The 14077-nt window shown below is 52.4% G+C and carries 13 protein-coding genes; 1 reads left to right on the top strand and 12 read right to left on the bottom strand.

Features of this window, described 5'->3' with window-relative positions; all coding sequences use genetic code 11:
* Positions 1-11: 11 nt before the first annotated feature.
* The 3 genes from RMR21_RS16175 to RMR21_RS16165 form a co-directional block, all read right to left on the bottom strand.
* Positions 12-1220 (bottom strand): nitric oxide synthase oxygenase, encoded by a 1209-nt coding sequence (locus RMR21_RS16175; RefSeq protein WP_498670497.1) that lies wholly within the window; start codon positions 1218-1220, stop codon positions 12-14.
* A gap of 101 nt (positions 1221-1321) precedes the next feature.
* Positions 1322-2584 carry a phenylacetate--CoA ligase family protein gene (locus RMR21_RS16170; protein ID WP_498670496.1) on the bottom strand — a complete coding sequence of 421 codons (1263 nt, stop codon included), beginning with the start codon at positions 2582-2584 and terminating at the stop codon, positions 1322-1324.
* The gene (locus RMR21_RS16165; protein WP_498670495.1) at positions 2581-3330 is read right to left on the bottom strand and encodes an SDR family NAD(P)-dependent oxidoreductase; all 750 of its coding nucleotides are present in this window, start codon (positions 3328-3330) and stop codon (positions 2581-2583) included. The genes RMR21_RS16170 and RMR21_RS16165 overlap by 4 nt, the downstream gene beginning before the upstream one ends.
* Before the next feature lie 25 nt (positions 3331-3355).
* On the opposite strand from RMR21_RS16165, the gene RMR21_RS16160 reads away from it, so the two are divergent.
* Positions 3356-3649: a hypothetical protein gene (locus RMR21_RS16160; protein WP_498670494.1), complete on the top strand. Its 294-nt coding sequence runs from the start codon at positions 3356-3358 to the stop codon at positions 3647-3649.
* 85 nt (positions 3650-3734) lie between these two features.
* Here the strand turns inward: RMR21_RS16160 and RMR21_RS16155 are convergent, their stop codons facing one another.
* The 9 genes from RMR21_RS16155 to RMR21_RS16115 form a co-directional block, all read right to left on the bottom strand.
* Positions 3735-5117 carry a DUF8614 domain-containing protein gene (locus RMR21_RS16155; RefSeq protein ID WP_498670493.1) on the bottom strand — a complete coding sequence of 461 codons (1383 nt, stop codon included), beginning with the start codon at positions 5115-5117 and terminating at the stop codon, positions 3735-3737.
* A gap of 155 nt (positions 5118-5272) precedes the next feature.
* Positions 5273-5932 (bottom strand): hypothetical protein, encoded by a 660-nt coding sequence (locus RMR21_RS16150; protein WP_498670492.1) that lies wholly within the window; start codon positions 5930-5932, stop codon positions 5273-5275.
* Positions 5933-6199: 267 nt separating this feature from the next.
* Positions 6200-7549 (bottom strand): APC family permease, encoded by a 1350-nt coding sequence (locus tag RMR21_RS16145; protein ID WP_498670491.1) that lies wholly within the window; start codon positions 7547-7549, stop codon positions 6200-6202.
* A gap of 874 nt (positions 7550-8423) precedes the next feature.
* A complete protein-coding gene (locus tag RMR21_RS16140) occupies positions 8424-9266 on the bottom strand; it encodes a MurR/RpiR family transcriptional regulator (RefSeq protein ID WP_498671738.1) in 843 nt (280 codons plus the stop codon).
* Positions 9267-9409: 143 nt separating this feature from the next.
* A complete protein-coding gene (locus tag RMR21_RS16135; protein ID WP_498670490.1) occupies positions 9410-10078 on the bottom strand; it encodes an aspartate/glutamate racemase family protein in 669 nt (222 codons plus the stop codon).
* Positions 10079-10149: 71 nt separating this feature from the next.
* Positions 10150-11121 (bottom strand): ABC transporter ATP-binding protein, encoded by a 972-nt coding sequence (locus RMR21_RS16130; RefSeq protein WP_498670489.1) that lies wholly within the window; start codon positions 11119-11121, stop codon positions 10150-10152.
* Positions 11122-11123: 2 nt separating this feature from the next.
* Positions 11124-12203: an ABC transporter ATP-binding protein gene (locus tag RMR21_RS16125; protein ID WP_498670488.1), complete on the bottom strand. Its 1080-nt coding sequence runs from the start codon at positions 12201-12203 to the stop codon at positions 11124-11126.
* Positions 12200-13108: an ABC transporter permease gene (locus tag RMR21_RS16120; protein WP_498670487.1), complete on the bottom strand. Its 909-nt coding sequence runs from the start codon at positions 13106-13108 to the stop codon at positions 12200-12202. The genes RMR21_RS16125 and RMR21_RS16120 overlap by 4 nt, the downstream gene beginning before the upstream one ends.
* A 3-nt stretch (positions 13109-13111) precedes the next feature.
* Positions 13112-14065 carry an ABC transporter permease gene (locus RMR21_RS16115; protein ID WP_498670486.1) on the bottom strand — a complete coding sequence of 318 codons (954 nt, stop codon included), beginning with the start codon at positions 14063-14065 and terminating at the stop codon, positions 13112-13114.
* Positions 14066-14077 lie beyond the last annotated feature (12 nt).

Here is a 14077-nt window from a genome sequence, read left to right as displayed (position 1 = left end):
CAAAATCAAATTCACGTCTGATAAAAATAGTTAGGCTTCAGTATAATTTTGCTGAAACTTTTTTCGTGCCACGCCCAAGATAGATTTGCGGACAATGGCGGGATAATCCATGGCCAATGGCCGTAAACCTTTCTGTTCTGCATCTCTTCACGCTGGCAGAACTTTTCAAAACTAGAGGACAGCGTGTGATGATCCATGATCCGTACTCCACTGCCATTAAAGGAATGAAGGACCGCCCGGTTAAGCTCCACCATGGCTTGGTCGCGCCACAGCGGATTGTTCCGGCTCGTATCAAGTTGCAGCGCTTCGGCAATCTGGGGTAACTGATTGTAACGCGAGGGATCGCCGAGATTGAAGCTGCCGATTTCCGTGCCTTGGTAGATCCCATTGGATGGTGCGGCAGTATATTGAATTCCGCCAAGGTCGAGCGACATGCCGGACACTGCCGGTAGTGCAAACCACTTCAGACCGAGCACCTCAACGGCCTCGTATTCGGCATGGCATATCGGAACCTCAAGAACCTTGTCTTGCGGAATATCGAAAATCTCGGGGGTATTGTCTCCAATTTTGATGAGAAGGGGGAGGATGTCAAAACGTGTGCCACGTCCGCGCCAGCCAAATTTTCGGGCTAATTCTGTTATAGCGACATTTTTTGGATCGCCCAGAATTGTCCCATCGGAGTTTTTGTAGCCAGCATAAAGCAGAAGCTGGGAGTTCAACACGCGGATTTGCGGTTCACCCGGGCGAAATATAGTAATAGCTGCACGCAGGTTGCCACCATTGGTACCCCAATCAATATGAGACAGAATGGACTCGAAAATTTCCTTGGGCGTCTCAGCATCTCTGGCATCAAATACTGTTAGAGATCGCCAGAACATTCTTCCGACGCAACGGATGCTATTGCGCCACGCAAGTCTCGCGCCAAATGTCAACTCGTCAAGATTATGATGCCAGGTTCCGTTTTTCTGGAACTCGCTGCGCATCTCCGTAAGCCTAGCTTCGAGCCCGCCCGATATGCCGTCCTCCTCGAACATTTGCCGAAGAAAAGCTTCGCCCTCCTTTATGGGGTCCATGATCGGCTTCATATAAAAACCATCAGCCTGCACTGGCCTCTGATCTTGCTTGTGCAGATGCACGACTGGGCATCTGTTTATCGTATCTTCTTTCTGTTCATCTGCCCCGATGTCGCGTGCATGCGCCGAATCTGAAATCGACTCCATATCAAACTCCTCAATATATTATTAATTTCTAATATTTATTGAAAACAAAGAATTATTATCTGGAAATTTGGCTCGTAATTTTAGTTTTATACATTGGCGTTTTATTGCCGAAACCTGTTTGTCTTTGCGGATGGTGAAAATTCGAGAAAGGAATGATTTGCTGGGTTCACCTTGAGATTGATTTTCTTTCCAACTATATTTTCAATTTCGGTGATAAGATTGCTGGATGCGTTTAGGACCACGTCCGGTCGGGTTATAAGGCAAACATCAACTTCCGATGTTCCGACGAACAGATCGTAATGGACAACTTTTCCAAGCGTGTATTCCCCGGCCCACAGCACTCCTTCGATTTGATCTATCTGAACCGGAGAAAGGCCAGCGACATTAGCTCTGCCATGGGAACGGAAGATGATGTCTTCCTTGTTTGGATCAGGCCAACAAGAGAATAGGTCACCTGTATCGAAGCGGACCAAAGTCATGATCCCATCACGCAGCCAGCTTATTGCCAGCCTGCCGAATTGAGCATTTGCCGGGAGGTCCTGAATGATTCTTCCTTGCCATTCTGCCTCGATTGGAAGAACTTCGAACACAAAGTCCCTCGTATACCCTATGTAATCGCCATCTTCACGGCCATACATGACTGACGCAGCTTCGCTGGAACCGTAGATCAACGGGCGCGCGGCGCCCGGGACGCCCAGCAACGCATCGAATGCCTTCAGCAGTGGGCGAGACAGATGTTCACCCGTGACCAGCAACTTGACGAGACTGGGCGTGCGAATTTTCAGTCTACCAAGTTCGAAGAGCAGTTTCAGAATGAGTGTCGGCGTCGACATAATGGCGGTGATCTCATAATCTTTGATGAGCCTGCCAATCCGCGCCCAATCACAGATTTTCGGAATTGGAAAGGCTCGCATATGGGCCACTCCTAGATCGTAAAGCGCGCGCGCCGACCCTTCGATGAACGGGCTCATCACGGAAGGATTGAGCAGCATGACTCGATCCTGACCCGCGATTAAATGACGCCGATAGGCAAGCGACTGATTATAGGTGTTCCAGGTCAGGTCCGTCCTGCCGCGGGGGGTAAGCAGAGGCTTGGAGCCGCTGGTGCCTGAACTTTCTGCAAAAAGCAGAACAGATCGCTCACTCTCCTGATATGCGTGAGCACCTTGTTGGCTGTAGAAATCTTTATCTGTCACGGGAAAAGCGTCCAAAACCTCCTTTAGTCCCGACTCTGGATCGGCTGGGTGAACACCTCGAAAAGCGGGTACATCACGTGCGCGTAAAGCAATGGCCCTTGCTGCCGCCAATGGGTCGGCCGTTACAATCCTGGCATGCTCAGCCTTTTGAAATGCTTGGGAGATCATGCCGTTTCCCCTCCGTCGATCGGAATATGGGTTCCCGTGAGATAAGACGCCTCGGATGATGCGAGAAAAGCAACCAAGGCCGCCACTTCTGCCGGATCGGCATGACGTCCGAGCGGTATTTTTTGATCGACCGCCCGAAGCATTTTAGGGGTATATTCCGCCTTTTGCATCGGCGTCAGAACATAGCCAGGGCATATTGCATTGACGCGGACAACCGGCGCAAGCTCCAACGCCATGGAACGGGCCAACATGATGACGCCGGCCTTCGAGACATTATAATCCGCATAGTATTTATGGGCGCTCATGCCGTTGGTTGAACCCATCATGATAATCGATCCGGAGCCAGCGGCATGCATAATCCGTGCTGCGGGCATGACGGTGTGAAAGACGCCGTGGAGATTTACATCAATCACGCGCTGCCAATCCTTATGCGACATGTCAATCAAGTCATGGCGAATGCTGATCCCAGCATTGGCAAAGACAACATCAATGGCGCCGTGGTCGCGGCCAATGTTGTCGTAAATTGAAATCATGGCGTCGTAATCTGTTACGTCGCCCACAATTTGGTGCAATCGATCCCCGGGGGACCGTTCCCAACTTTCCGACAGCGTCTGCGCGTTCATATCGACGGCAAATACTATAGCTCCCTCATCAAGGAAACGTTGGGCTGTCGCAGCACCGATACCACTCCCTGCACCCGTAATAAGTACTTTTTTTTCAGCCAGATCCGGATGTCGTCCCGCCATGTGCTGTCTCCCTGAAGCATTTTGTATGTCTGTCAAAACAGTGATGAACGATCACGAAGAATCCCGGCTCATCGCTGACGAAATATCCCAATTTCTTAGTTTTTACGGAAAAATGCTAGATTTCGATATCTTCGATTCTGGAGCATCTCCAAACCCTGATCTGAAACCCGCCGGTCCGAAACCCGGATGGATTGGGCTTCGCTTATTTTGGGCACGCATAAGCCATTGGGCGATTACGCCTACGCGCAATACAATCCCGTCAGTCTATTTTATTCTTGGCATTCGAAATGAAGAACTGGCATCGGTTGGATTCTTCTAACCGAATGCTTTGCATGCGCCCTCATTCTTCATTTTTGGAGGGTCCACAAGCTCAGTCGTGTTAAAAAAAACTATATTATGGCCCCTCAAGAAATATGCGGGGCGTAATCGAGAACAACATCGCAGACGCCGCAGCGTTTGACGAAATCACGAGCCATTTCGTCACGATAATAGTCGTTAATCAAGGCCTGAATGCCTGCCACATTATTGGCAAGAGCTGTTTCGGTAAAGGTTTTGGCCAAGGCGACCATGCCGGCATAAAGGCGGTCATGCGTCGTGTTAATTCGAATATTTTCATGATCGATATCAATGAAACCATGCTGGCTCAAAAAGCTCATCTGAATGAGTGCTGCACCTGCATCCGGAAAATCATCACCGCCCCGGCAAAGATATCGCAACATTTCACGTATATAAATATCGGACGCTAGTTGTAAACTAGCATTCGGTGCAACTTTCTTCCATGGACCGCTTGTGCTCAGCAGAAAACCAAAGACATCTGCCATGGCCTCCTGCATGACCATGGAGAGCCAGCGACCTTCACACCGCATGATCTTGTAGTCGGTCTGTGCCAATCGCACTTCATGTCCGGTATCGTGTCCCCGAAACCACAAGGCCAACTGCAAATCGATCACCCCATCTTCGGCATTGGCCATGAGCGTAATGATATCCTTCGAGAAAGGCTTGCTGATTCTATAATACATCTCGCGATAGACATTCGATAAAACAAGTGTCTTTTTGCGCGGCGCCCGCTTTATACCTTCATCTTCAGGAAGAAAATAGGCAAAGTGTTTCGGATAAAGGTTTGCTTCGCCACCACAGAACATCAATTCCGCGAACTTGATTGCAGGCGGTACGCCCAGAACCAGATCCGGATTGACCAGTTCCTTCAGAAACGCTTCACTTTGGGTATAACAAGCATCAACCTTTGCAGTGATGTCGTTCAGTTCCGTGTTAACAATTGCAAAGAGCGCAGAATGGTAGGTTCCCTTGCTTTTCCCGAGCCACGTACCCAGAGGGCCGCAGACTGACATCAGCACCTTCTCGTCCAGTCCGGTCAGCTCATCGTGAAGGACCTTGTTGGATCCATGACGTAATATGCGCGCCCTTATCCTTAGGCTGAGTGCTGAGTCAGTACATTCGATCCCATCGGCCGCCCTTTCAAGCACATCTGCAGTCTTTGTCCTTGCAACGAAGCCGAGGCCTTCCGAGCCGCCTGAGATATCAAGGTCCTCGACAATTCGGATAATTTCAGCAAGCTGGGTTGCCTCCTTGAGGGCTGCGATGACGGCCTCCGATAAACCACTTTCTGATGGATTGAGGAGTTTGATAGCGGCGACAGAATGCTTGCTACGCTCTGGCCAGAACCTTGCGTTGGCAACGACGGTCTGATCCAGATTACTGGGCAAATTCAGACCAGGAATTGGTGATGGGTGAAGTACAGGATTTGCATCAAGTTCATGAAAAGACATGTAAAATCTCCTTCATAAATGGAAAAAACTCTAAATATTGATTTTAATAAAAATTAAATCTAAAAATTTACGAAATTCTATTCATAGTGACCGGCATCAATTTTTCGGCTACGCGCTCTACAAGAAACTTACCGAATATTTATATATTTATCACGTTAAGAGGAGGTCATTTCCTTTCCGAATCTGCCGTTAAATATGTCGCGCAAAATTCTGACGGGATTGGGAAACATCAAATTTGTAGTTTTGGAGTAGTTAATCCATTCGTCACCGAGAATACGGCGGCCACGGCTGTCCTGATGCACAGTCCCGAGGTAGGTGTAAAGGGTCGCAAAAATAGCCAGCCAAAGTGTATCAAGTGTCATAACCGGCTGAGACCAGAAAATAAGCGCAAGGCAAGTGTGATGTGGAAATCGAACGTATCTTTTAGGCCCATTTTTCCGAACGCGATAATAGGCGGCTGGCTTGCTTTTTGTCATCATGGATTTGACTTGGGCCACGCCAATCCATTGTGCGAATGACGTTGTGTATTTGAAACAGTAAAAGAAACCGAAAAGTGCTGCTCCCATGCCGGCGATGGCGGCGTAGTAATACAGACCCTCAAGCCTGTAAATCACGACACCAGAGCTTTGCCAAAATGAGAACGCAATAACGAGAAGAATAATAGACATTAGGCTGTAGCAAATGTTCCAAAGCTGCGGGGGAAACAACCTATCGAATACAGCCACAGCCGTCTTAGTCGTCAGCAGTGTGTGCTGCATGCCGTAGATAAGCATAATAAATGTGTCAATAAAAAACCACCTATACATATCAATCATGACAATTTCCTTTTTCAAAATAGAAATTTAAGGCAATGTAATTTTTTACGACGCATCGTCGATCGAAGGATTCATTTTAAAATATATTTACACTAGAAAACATAAATTCATTAGACGGTTGCGTCAATACAAAATTGGTTAAATTAATATAAAATGTAATCTATAAATTATTATTCGGGAATAAGTTAGGAGATTTCTTCATGTGTCTGTCAATTTGGCAGACACATGAAGTGAGCATGACATGATCAAAAAATTATATATTTGTATTCAAGGGCTTTTTAGCACGGTCATTGATTGCCTTATGCAACCAATCGCAAAGAGTGAAATGGGATATAGCAGCAATAAACTGAACCCATGAACGAGGAATATCCAGCCAATCATCGCCAACGCGCCAATGAACCATGCACCCGGTACACGGCGCTTAAACTTCAGATAAGCCAAGATGGAGAAGCCTAAAAGAATGATGAAGCCTTGCGTTGTTAGCATGAATGCGGTCGATGGAGAGGTTCCTGAAATCTCGATCAGTCCTATAAAGAGGGTGTAAATCGTCGCAGCGGACAGCAACGACACGACAGGAGTTCCCTTGTCGTCTGTGCGACCTAGTGATCGCGGCAGAAGAGCAAGATTACCCGCAGCGTAGAAGGCACGGCTGGCTCCAAACACCCAGGAATTAGCATTGGCAATCAGAACAACGACCATGGTGAACAAAAGCACGGTTCTGACGGTGCCGGTTCCTAGAAGAGCTGAGAGGCCGGAAACACCTGTGACGTCCACCCCAGCGTAAACGGAAGCGGATACAACCCACGCAAAGGCGAGATAGAGAATGACGACGATCACGAAACTAAACCAATAGATTCGTGGAATTGTCTTTTCGGGATCGCGTACTTCTTCCAGTCCGAAAGATAGATTTTCCCAACCCTGAAATGCCCAGAAAACGATGACACAACCAGCCCAGAGTGAATTGATGTTTGGAGTATAATTCATCACCTCACGGGTCAAAGTTTGACTAGCGATACCGAGATTGCTCAGGGAAAGCACCACGATTCCGGTCATAATGACCAAGACAGAGATCACAATAAGCTGGTTGACGACAGCGAGGTTATGCACGCCACGCAGATTCATCAATGTTGCGAACCACGCGACAGCGATAGCAATCGGGCCACGCCAAGTGGTCGGGTCCAAATTGAGAAGTTCTGAGGCATAGGCGCCAATGACCAGGAAAAATGCTGGCATGCCCACTGCCAACGCACCACAAGCGATAAGCGTAAATCCGCCGCGGCTCCAATTGCCAACGGCATAGGTCGCAAAACCTGCGACACCTTCCGAAGAAGCAAGTCGGTAACCCAGTTCCGAAAAAATATGTATTGTAGGCGCTATGCACAGCGCTACGACGACCCATGAAAAAAGCGCCGTCACGGCATCCGTCTCACTAATGACGAGTCCGGGCAAACCAAACAAGCCCGAACCGATGACCATTGAAATTGCGATGGCAGTTCCGTTTCGGGACGTCAAATTTCTAACAAGCGCCATAATAACCAACCAAATATCGCATCGCTTCGTTGAGACGATGAGGTTTTCTATATATTTAATTTCGCATATTTTCGGACCAGCAAACAACTCTTACGATTCTTGCAAAAATAAAATTTTCATATTGGCGTATATGTCTGTGGGCGCGTTTTGCAAGATGAAATTGATAGACCATTCTATAGCTCGGACGATACGATTAACAGATATAATGTCAACCGAAAATTGCATAAAATGCTCTAAAATCAATTTTTCTCCCTCAATAGTAAGGGGTAATAGATATATAAACGTCAATGTATATAGAGAACGGGTTTCGGGGAATCCTTCTTCGCCGCGACGGTTATTCGTAACTTTTTCAAAGATTTATGCGTCTGGCAAGCATCGTCATTCCAACGGAGACGTTAGAGCTTCGACAGGGTAGGCCACACCCTAACATTACCCAGAGCGTCCGCCATTTCCAAACGCCAACTTTCATACCAATTGTGCCACTCATGACGAGCGTGCCCTGACGCCGCAGACCCTCCTCACCGAGACGGTTGATCCAGTAAGGGGCGACGGAAGGTGACTGGTCGTACCGTTTTGAATAAGCTCTTGCTCGTCACCGTAACGAATCCAACCTTGAGGGTGAAATTGTTCGTGTTGGGGGTCTGAGCATCCGGTTCGAGAGCCTGTTCTCGGGCATGACGTGCCAGAGGTCTGCGATCAGTTTAGCTCCGGCGATCTCGGCGGCCGTGGCAGGACTGTGATGTTTTCAGGCACGATGAGATCGTTGCACCTATGCCAACCGCCCTGATATACGCTGAGGACAGCTTGCGCATTCTCGTCGACATGGCAGGCGATTTCGGCCAGGCGCTGCGTCATCGCGCCTAGGTAGCGCTCTCGCGTGAGGCCAAGTCTGGTTGTACATTCAGCGCCCGCGCGGCCGGGTGGTATCCTTATGTCATCCTGCCAAAATCGACAGACGCGTTTACAGTTCATCCAGGCTGTCGTTTATCGCCTCGATAGCGCGAAGACGTGATCGGCCTGTGACGTGCGCTTTTTCGAGGCAGCGGGTTATGATGAGGTGGCACAAGGCCATGACCGCGGTGTGATTGAAGAGCGGTCCTGGAGCGAGTGTCTGGCAATAGATATGCCACGTTGCTCCGCCCAGCAGCGGAGCCCCCTCATCCGTCACATAAAGAAGCTTCGGCCTCGCCTTTTCGATCTGCTCGAGGATCATGTCCATGCCAGCGATCCGACGACGCAGGCCAAAGAACACCACCACGTCATCCGGTACGATGCTGACCAGATGTTCACCGAGCGTCTGACCGGGACCAGGAATGGCGACGATGTTTTCAATCACCTGCGTCAATTGCCATTGCAGATAGGAAGCGAAGGGATGACTGCTGCGGAACCCCATGACCCAGACTTTTCGAGCCGAAGAAAGGGCTTCCGCGATGGCGTCGATCTGGCTGTCCGATACCTTCAGAAACGTGGTTTCGATATTTGCCATGCTCTGTGCGACATGCGCTGCAATCGACTGACCATCCGAGGCGCCGCCCTGCGCCGGCAGAAAGAGCCGTGACCCCGTCTGTTTTTCGGCGCGCGCATGGCGTCTTGCCTCGTCATAGTTTTCATAACCCAACTTTTGGACGAAGCGAGAGACTGTCGCCTTCGAAACGTGCGCCAGCAGCGCCAGTTCAGATGCTGAATAGCTTGCCAGTTCGCCGGGAAAATCGCACACGAAATCTCCCAGCCGCCGCTCTGCCGGATGTAGGGTCGGTAAAGCCTGCCGGACCCGATAGAGAAATGAACGTTCTTTCAAGGGCAATTCCACCTCCCTAACGTTATCGTTTTGCGGAATGTCTGCCGAAAGAGGACCGTTTGCAACAGAAACGCGGGTATGCATGTTCATGGGTGCGGAACCGTGTTTTGATCTTGCCCAGTGAGCGAAACGCGAGAGCAATCAGACTGTTACGTTTGATCCACGGTCCAATCTCTCATCCGTTGCATCAGCAGCCTTATCGCTGCGGGTATGGGTGCGATGACGGGTTTTCGGAACCGATTTGTGAGGGCGAGCGCTGCTTTTCCCAGCGGCCCTCCGCCGATGATGACTGTATCCGCACCATCCTTTTCGAAACAGTCCTGAACCGTGTTAAACAACGCCTCTTCGAGCCGTTCGAGCGAGCCTGCCAGCATTTCGGGATCACCTTCGGTCAGCCTTGTTCCGGTGAAGAGATGGGCAAGCTGAAGACTATCCGCCTTGACGGCAAAGCTTTCCACGAGCCGTGGCGTGACTGTCGCAATGCCGAATTTACGCGCACCTGCGGAGGCCTCCAGCATACTCGCTTCGCAAAGACCGACCACCGGGCAGTCCACACGCTTGCGCACGCGATCTATGGCCGGATCACCGAAGGCACCGATGATGATGCCGCTCAGTCTGTCCTTGTCAACGACGGCCATATCGACAACACCCTGTTCCGAAGCAGCAAGCTGCATGGCATCCAAGATCATCGGAACTCCGTCCGTGGCGGTTACTCCCTCCAGATTGAACGAAGCATCGAGCGTCGAACGCGCGATAGACGTCATCATCCGTGTTGTTGCCTGTGACGTATTCGGGTTTATCAGTCGGATCAGTGGCATTGTTTTGAACGTACACCGAGGATCAGAGCGCGCCTCCCTTTTCATTGTTGGTCGGTTGATGCCGGAGACAGCTATCCGGGATGAATGCAAGCCACCTGGCCCATAGCATCAGAATGCTGAAAGAGCGGTGGCACGTCTGTGCGGCATTCGTCGGAGACCCTTTCGCAGCGAGGCGCAAAGGCACAGCCTGGCGGCAGGTTGGCGAGATCCGGCGGTGAGCCAGGAATGGTGATCAGCCTGTCTCGGCCATTGGCGAGTTCGACGCGTGCACCGAGCAAACCCTGTGTGTAGGGATGGCGTGGATAGCGGATGATATCGGCAACCTTGCCTTCCTCGACGATCCGCCCCGCATACATTACCGCGATGCGGTCGGCGACCTCGGCAGCAACGCCAATATCATGGGTGACGAAGATCACGGCTAGACCATATTCGCGCTGCAACTCGCGGATCAGAAGCAGAATCTGTATTTGTACCGTTGCATCAAGCGCCGTCGTCGGCTCGTCTGCCAGAAGCACTTTCGGATTGCAGGCGATTGCCATGGCGATCATGGAACGCTGTAACATGCCGCCTGACATCTCATGCGGATAATTACCGAGTCTTCGCTCAGGCGACGGTATTTTCACCTTCTGGAAAAGAGCCAGCGCTCTGGCCTGTGCTTCAGTCCGGCTTACCTTCTCGTGCCTCAGTATGGTTTCCGTAATCTGGTCACCGAGCGTATAGACCGGATCCAGCGCCAGACGCGGTTCCTGGAACACCATCGAGACGATCGGACCGCGCAGATCTCCAAGTTCTCGCTTCGACAATGCCATGACATCGCGCCCGGCGACATGCACATCGCCTTCGATCAGAGTTCCGGCCGGATGCAGACGCAGCAGTGAGCGCATCGTCACACTCTTGCCAGAACCTGATTCACCCAGAAGGGCTACGACTTCGCCGGGACGGACCGTCAGGCTTACACCATTGACGGCCCTGACCGGGTTGCGACCGCGCCGGAAGGTGACGGAGAGATCCTTGATATCGATCATCGGTGCGATTTCAGACATGCTCATGCCTCCATCTGGACGGGTGCGCGCAGCGCTGGTGCCCGGCTGTGGCCGGACCCCGGCACCGGCATCAGACAGGCCGTAGAGTGATCGGGACTTTCGCCGAACAGCGATGGCGCCTTCGCAGAGCAGACCGGCTCTGCGAAATTGCACCGCGTGTGGAAACGGCAGGCGGATGGCGGATCGATCGGGTTTGGCGGATCGCCAAACAATGGGGGCTCCGTGGTGCGTTCCGCAGGGTCTATTTTCGGCATCGAGGCAAGCAGCGCTGAAGAATAGGGATGTCCGGCATGCTCGAAGATCGCATCGCGGCTGCCGATCTCCACCACCTTGCCCAGATACATCACCATTACCCGGTCGCACATGAAGCGCACGACGTTGAGATCGTGCGAGATGAACAGGTAGGTTAGGCCGAAATCGCGTTTGAGATCGAGAAGCAGATTGAGCACCTGGGCCTCGACAGACTTGTCGAGTGCCGAGACGGCTTCATCGAGAATGACGAGGCGCGGTTCGAGTGCCAGCGCACGGGCGATGTTGATACGCTGGCGCTGGCCGCCGGACAGTTCGTGCGGATAGCGTCCCGCAAACCGGCCAGGCTCGAGCCCCACCCGGTGCAGCAGATCGTGGGCGCGGGCCATGGCAATCCGCGCTGAAACGCCGTGCACACGCGGCCCGAAGCTGATCGAGTCCTCAATCGTCAAGCGCGGATTGAGCGAGGCATAGCTGTCCTGAAAGACCATCTGCACCTGCCTGCGGTATTCGCTGAGTGCCAGCGTGCCACCGACTGTTTCTCCATCGAACAGGATCTCGCCTTGGTCTTGCCGAATAAGTTGCATCAAAACGCGTGCCGTGGTGGACTTGCCACAACCGCTCTCCCCGACGACGCCGAGCGTTTCTCCCTTCAATATATCGAAATCGATGCCATCGACGGCACGCACCTTCTTCTTGGGAGAGAATAGGCCGCTACCTTTGACCGGAAAGTGCCTTTGCAGGTCTCGCACCGAGATCAGCGGCTGTGACGGGCCCCCGCGTTCGCCGGTCGGAAAATCCACCATGGGCGGAGATACGACGATCTTGCTCATGATTTTACATCCATTGCCTTGCGCAGGCCGTCTGAGAAGAGGTTGAAACAGATCGACGTGAAGAAGATCATGACACCGGGCAGAGCGGCGACGTAGGGGTTGTTATAGATCGCCGTACGGAGCGTGTTGAGCATCAGCCCCCATTCCGCTTCTGGCGGCCTGACGCCCAACCCTAGAAAGGACAGGCCAGAAGCGAGGATCATCGACACGGAAATCAGGCTCGTGGCGAAGACGAAGATCGGTCCCAGCACGTTGCCGAGAATATGCACCGTAATGATCGTCGCCGGACCTGCACCGGACGCACGCGCCGCATCGACATAATCGAGACGACGGACCTGAGTGGTGACGCTTTCGGCAACGCGCGCGATCTGCGGGATGAACACCACGGTCAGCGAGACGAGAGCATTGGTGAGCCCAGAACCAAGAGCGCCCGACAGCGCCACCGCCAGAAGCACTGACGGAAAAGCATAGAATACATCGATCGTGCGCATGATCAGCGTGTTGACGATGCCGCCTGCATAACCGGCGATAATGCCGATTGCCGAGCCGATGACGAAGGCGACTGGCACGGGGATCACGCCCATGATCAGCGAGAGGCGAGCGCCGTAGATCAGCCGCGAAAGAATATCGCGGCCCAGCTCGTCCGTTCCCAGAATGAAGCCCGGTGTACCAATCGGTTTCAGGCGGCGGATAACGCTGGCTTTGGCGGGATCATAGGGCGCCAGATAGGGAGCGAAAATGGCGATCAGGATCAAGAAGAAGATCAATCCGAGTGCCACCAGTGCCACTGGATCACGACAGAGGCGATGGACAACACCGTTCCAGAAGCCCGGTGAACGAACGATGGCCACAGGCGCTGCAAGGTTCGCAGATGCTGGTGCGGTGAACGAGGACGCGGATGACATGGCTCAGCTCCTCTGGATGCGTGGGTCGATGGCACTTTGCGCCACGTCGACGATCAGGTTGACGAGAACGAAGAACATCGCCAGCACGAGGATGGTGCCCTGCAACACCGGCAGGTCACGGGTGAAGATGGCGCCGTTGAGCAGGAAGCCCGTTCCGGGCCAGGAGAAAACCGTTTCTATGAGGATCGAACCGCCAAGCAAATAGCCAAGTTGAAGGCCCATGACCGAGATCGCGGTGGGTGCCGCGTTCCGGATGACGTGGCGCAGGATTTGCGACGTCATCAGACCCTTCGCAGCCAGAGCCTGCGTGAAATCCTGCGCGAGGATATCTGCCACCAACGACCTGATGGTTCTGGCAATGATACCCATCGGAATGACCGACATGGTGATGGCAGGCAGGATGAGATAGCGGATATAGCTCCAGTCGAAGGCTCGGCCATCCGACCCGCCAGGTCCTCCACCCATTGCCGGTAGCCAGCCGAGCGTGACCGAGAAGGCAATAACCAATACCATGCCAAGCCAATAATGCGGAATGCTGACGCCGATCATCGAGATGCCTGAGGCGATCTTGTCGATCCACGTGCCGCGAAAGACACCTGCTAGAAAACCCAGGCTGGCACCCAGCGTGAAGCCGATGAGGGTGGCGGCACAGGCGAGAATGAGCGAATTGACCACTGCATCGGCGATTTCGCGAAGGACTGGGCGTCCCGTGGCAATCGACTGGCCGAGGTCGCCCTGTAGCGCCCTCCCTGCCCATAACCCGTATTGCACGACGAGCGGTCTATCAAAACCATAAAAGGCTCGAACCTGTTGCTGTTGTTCAGCGGAGGCATCAGAAGGCAGGATGGCGGCCAGCGGATCTCCGGGTGCAATGTGAATGAGTAGGAAGCAGACGATACTGACGCCGATCGCAACGGGGATCAGATGGATAAGACGCTTCAAAGTATAGGCCAGCATGGTGGTCCTCAC

The organism is Agrobacterium sp. rho-8.1 (assembly GCF_033957725.1).
Taxonomy (GTDB): Bacteria; Pseudomonadota; Alphaproteobacteria; order Rhizobiales; family Rhizobiaceae; genus Agrobacterium.
This window is presented reverse-complemented; position numbering and strand designations above follow the sequence as displayed.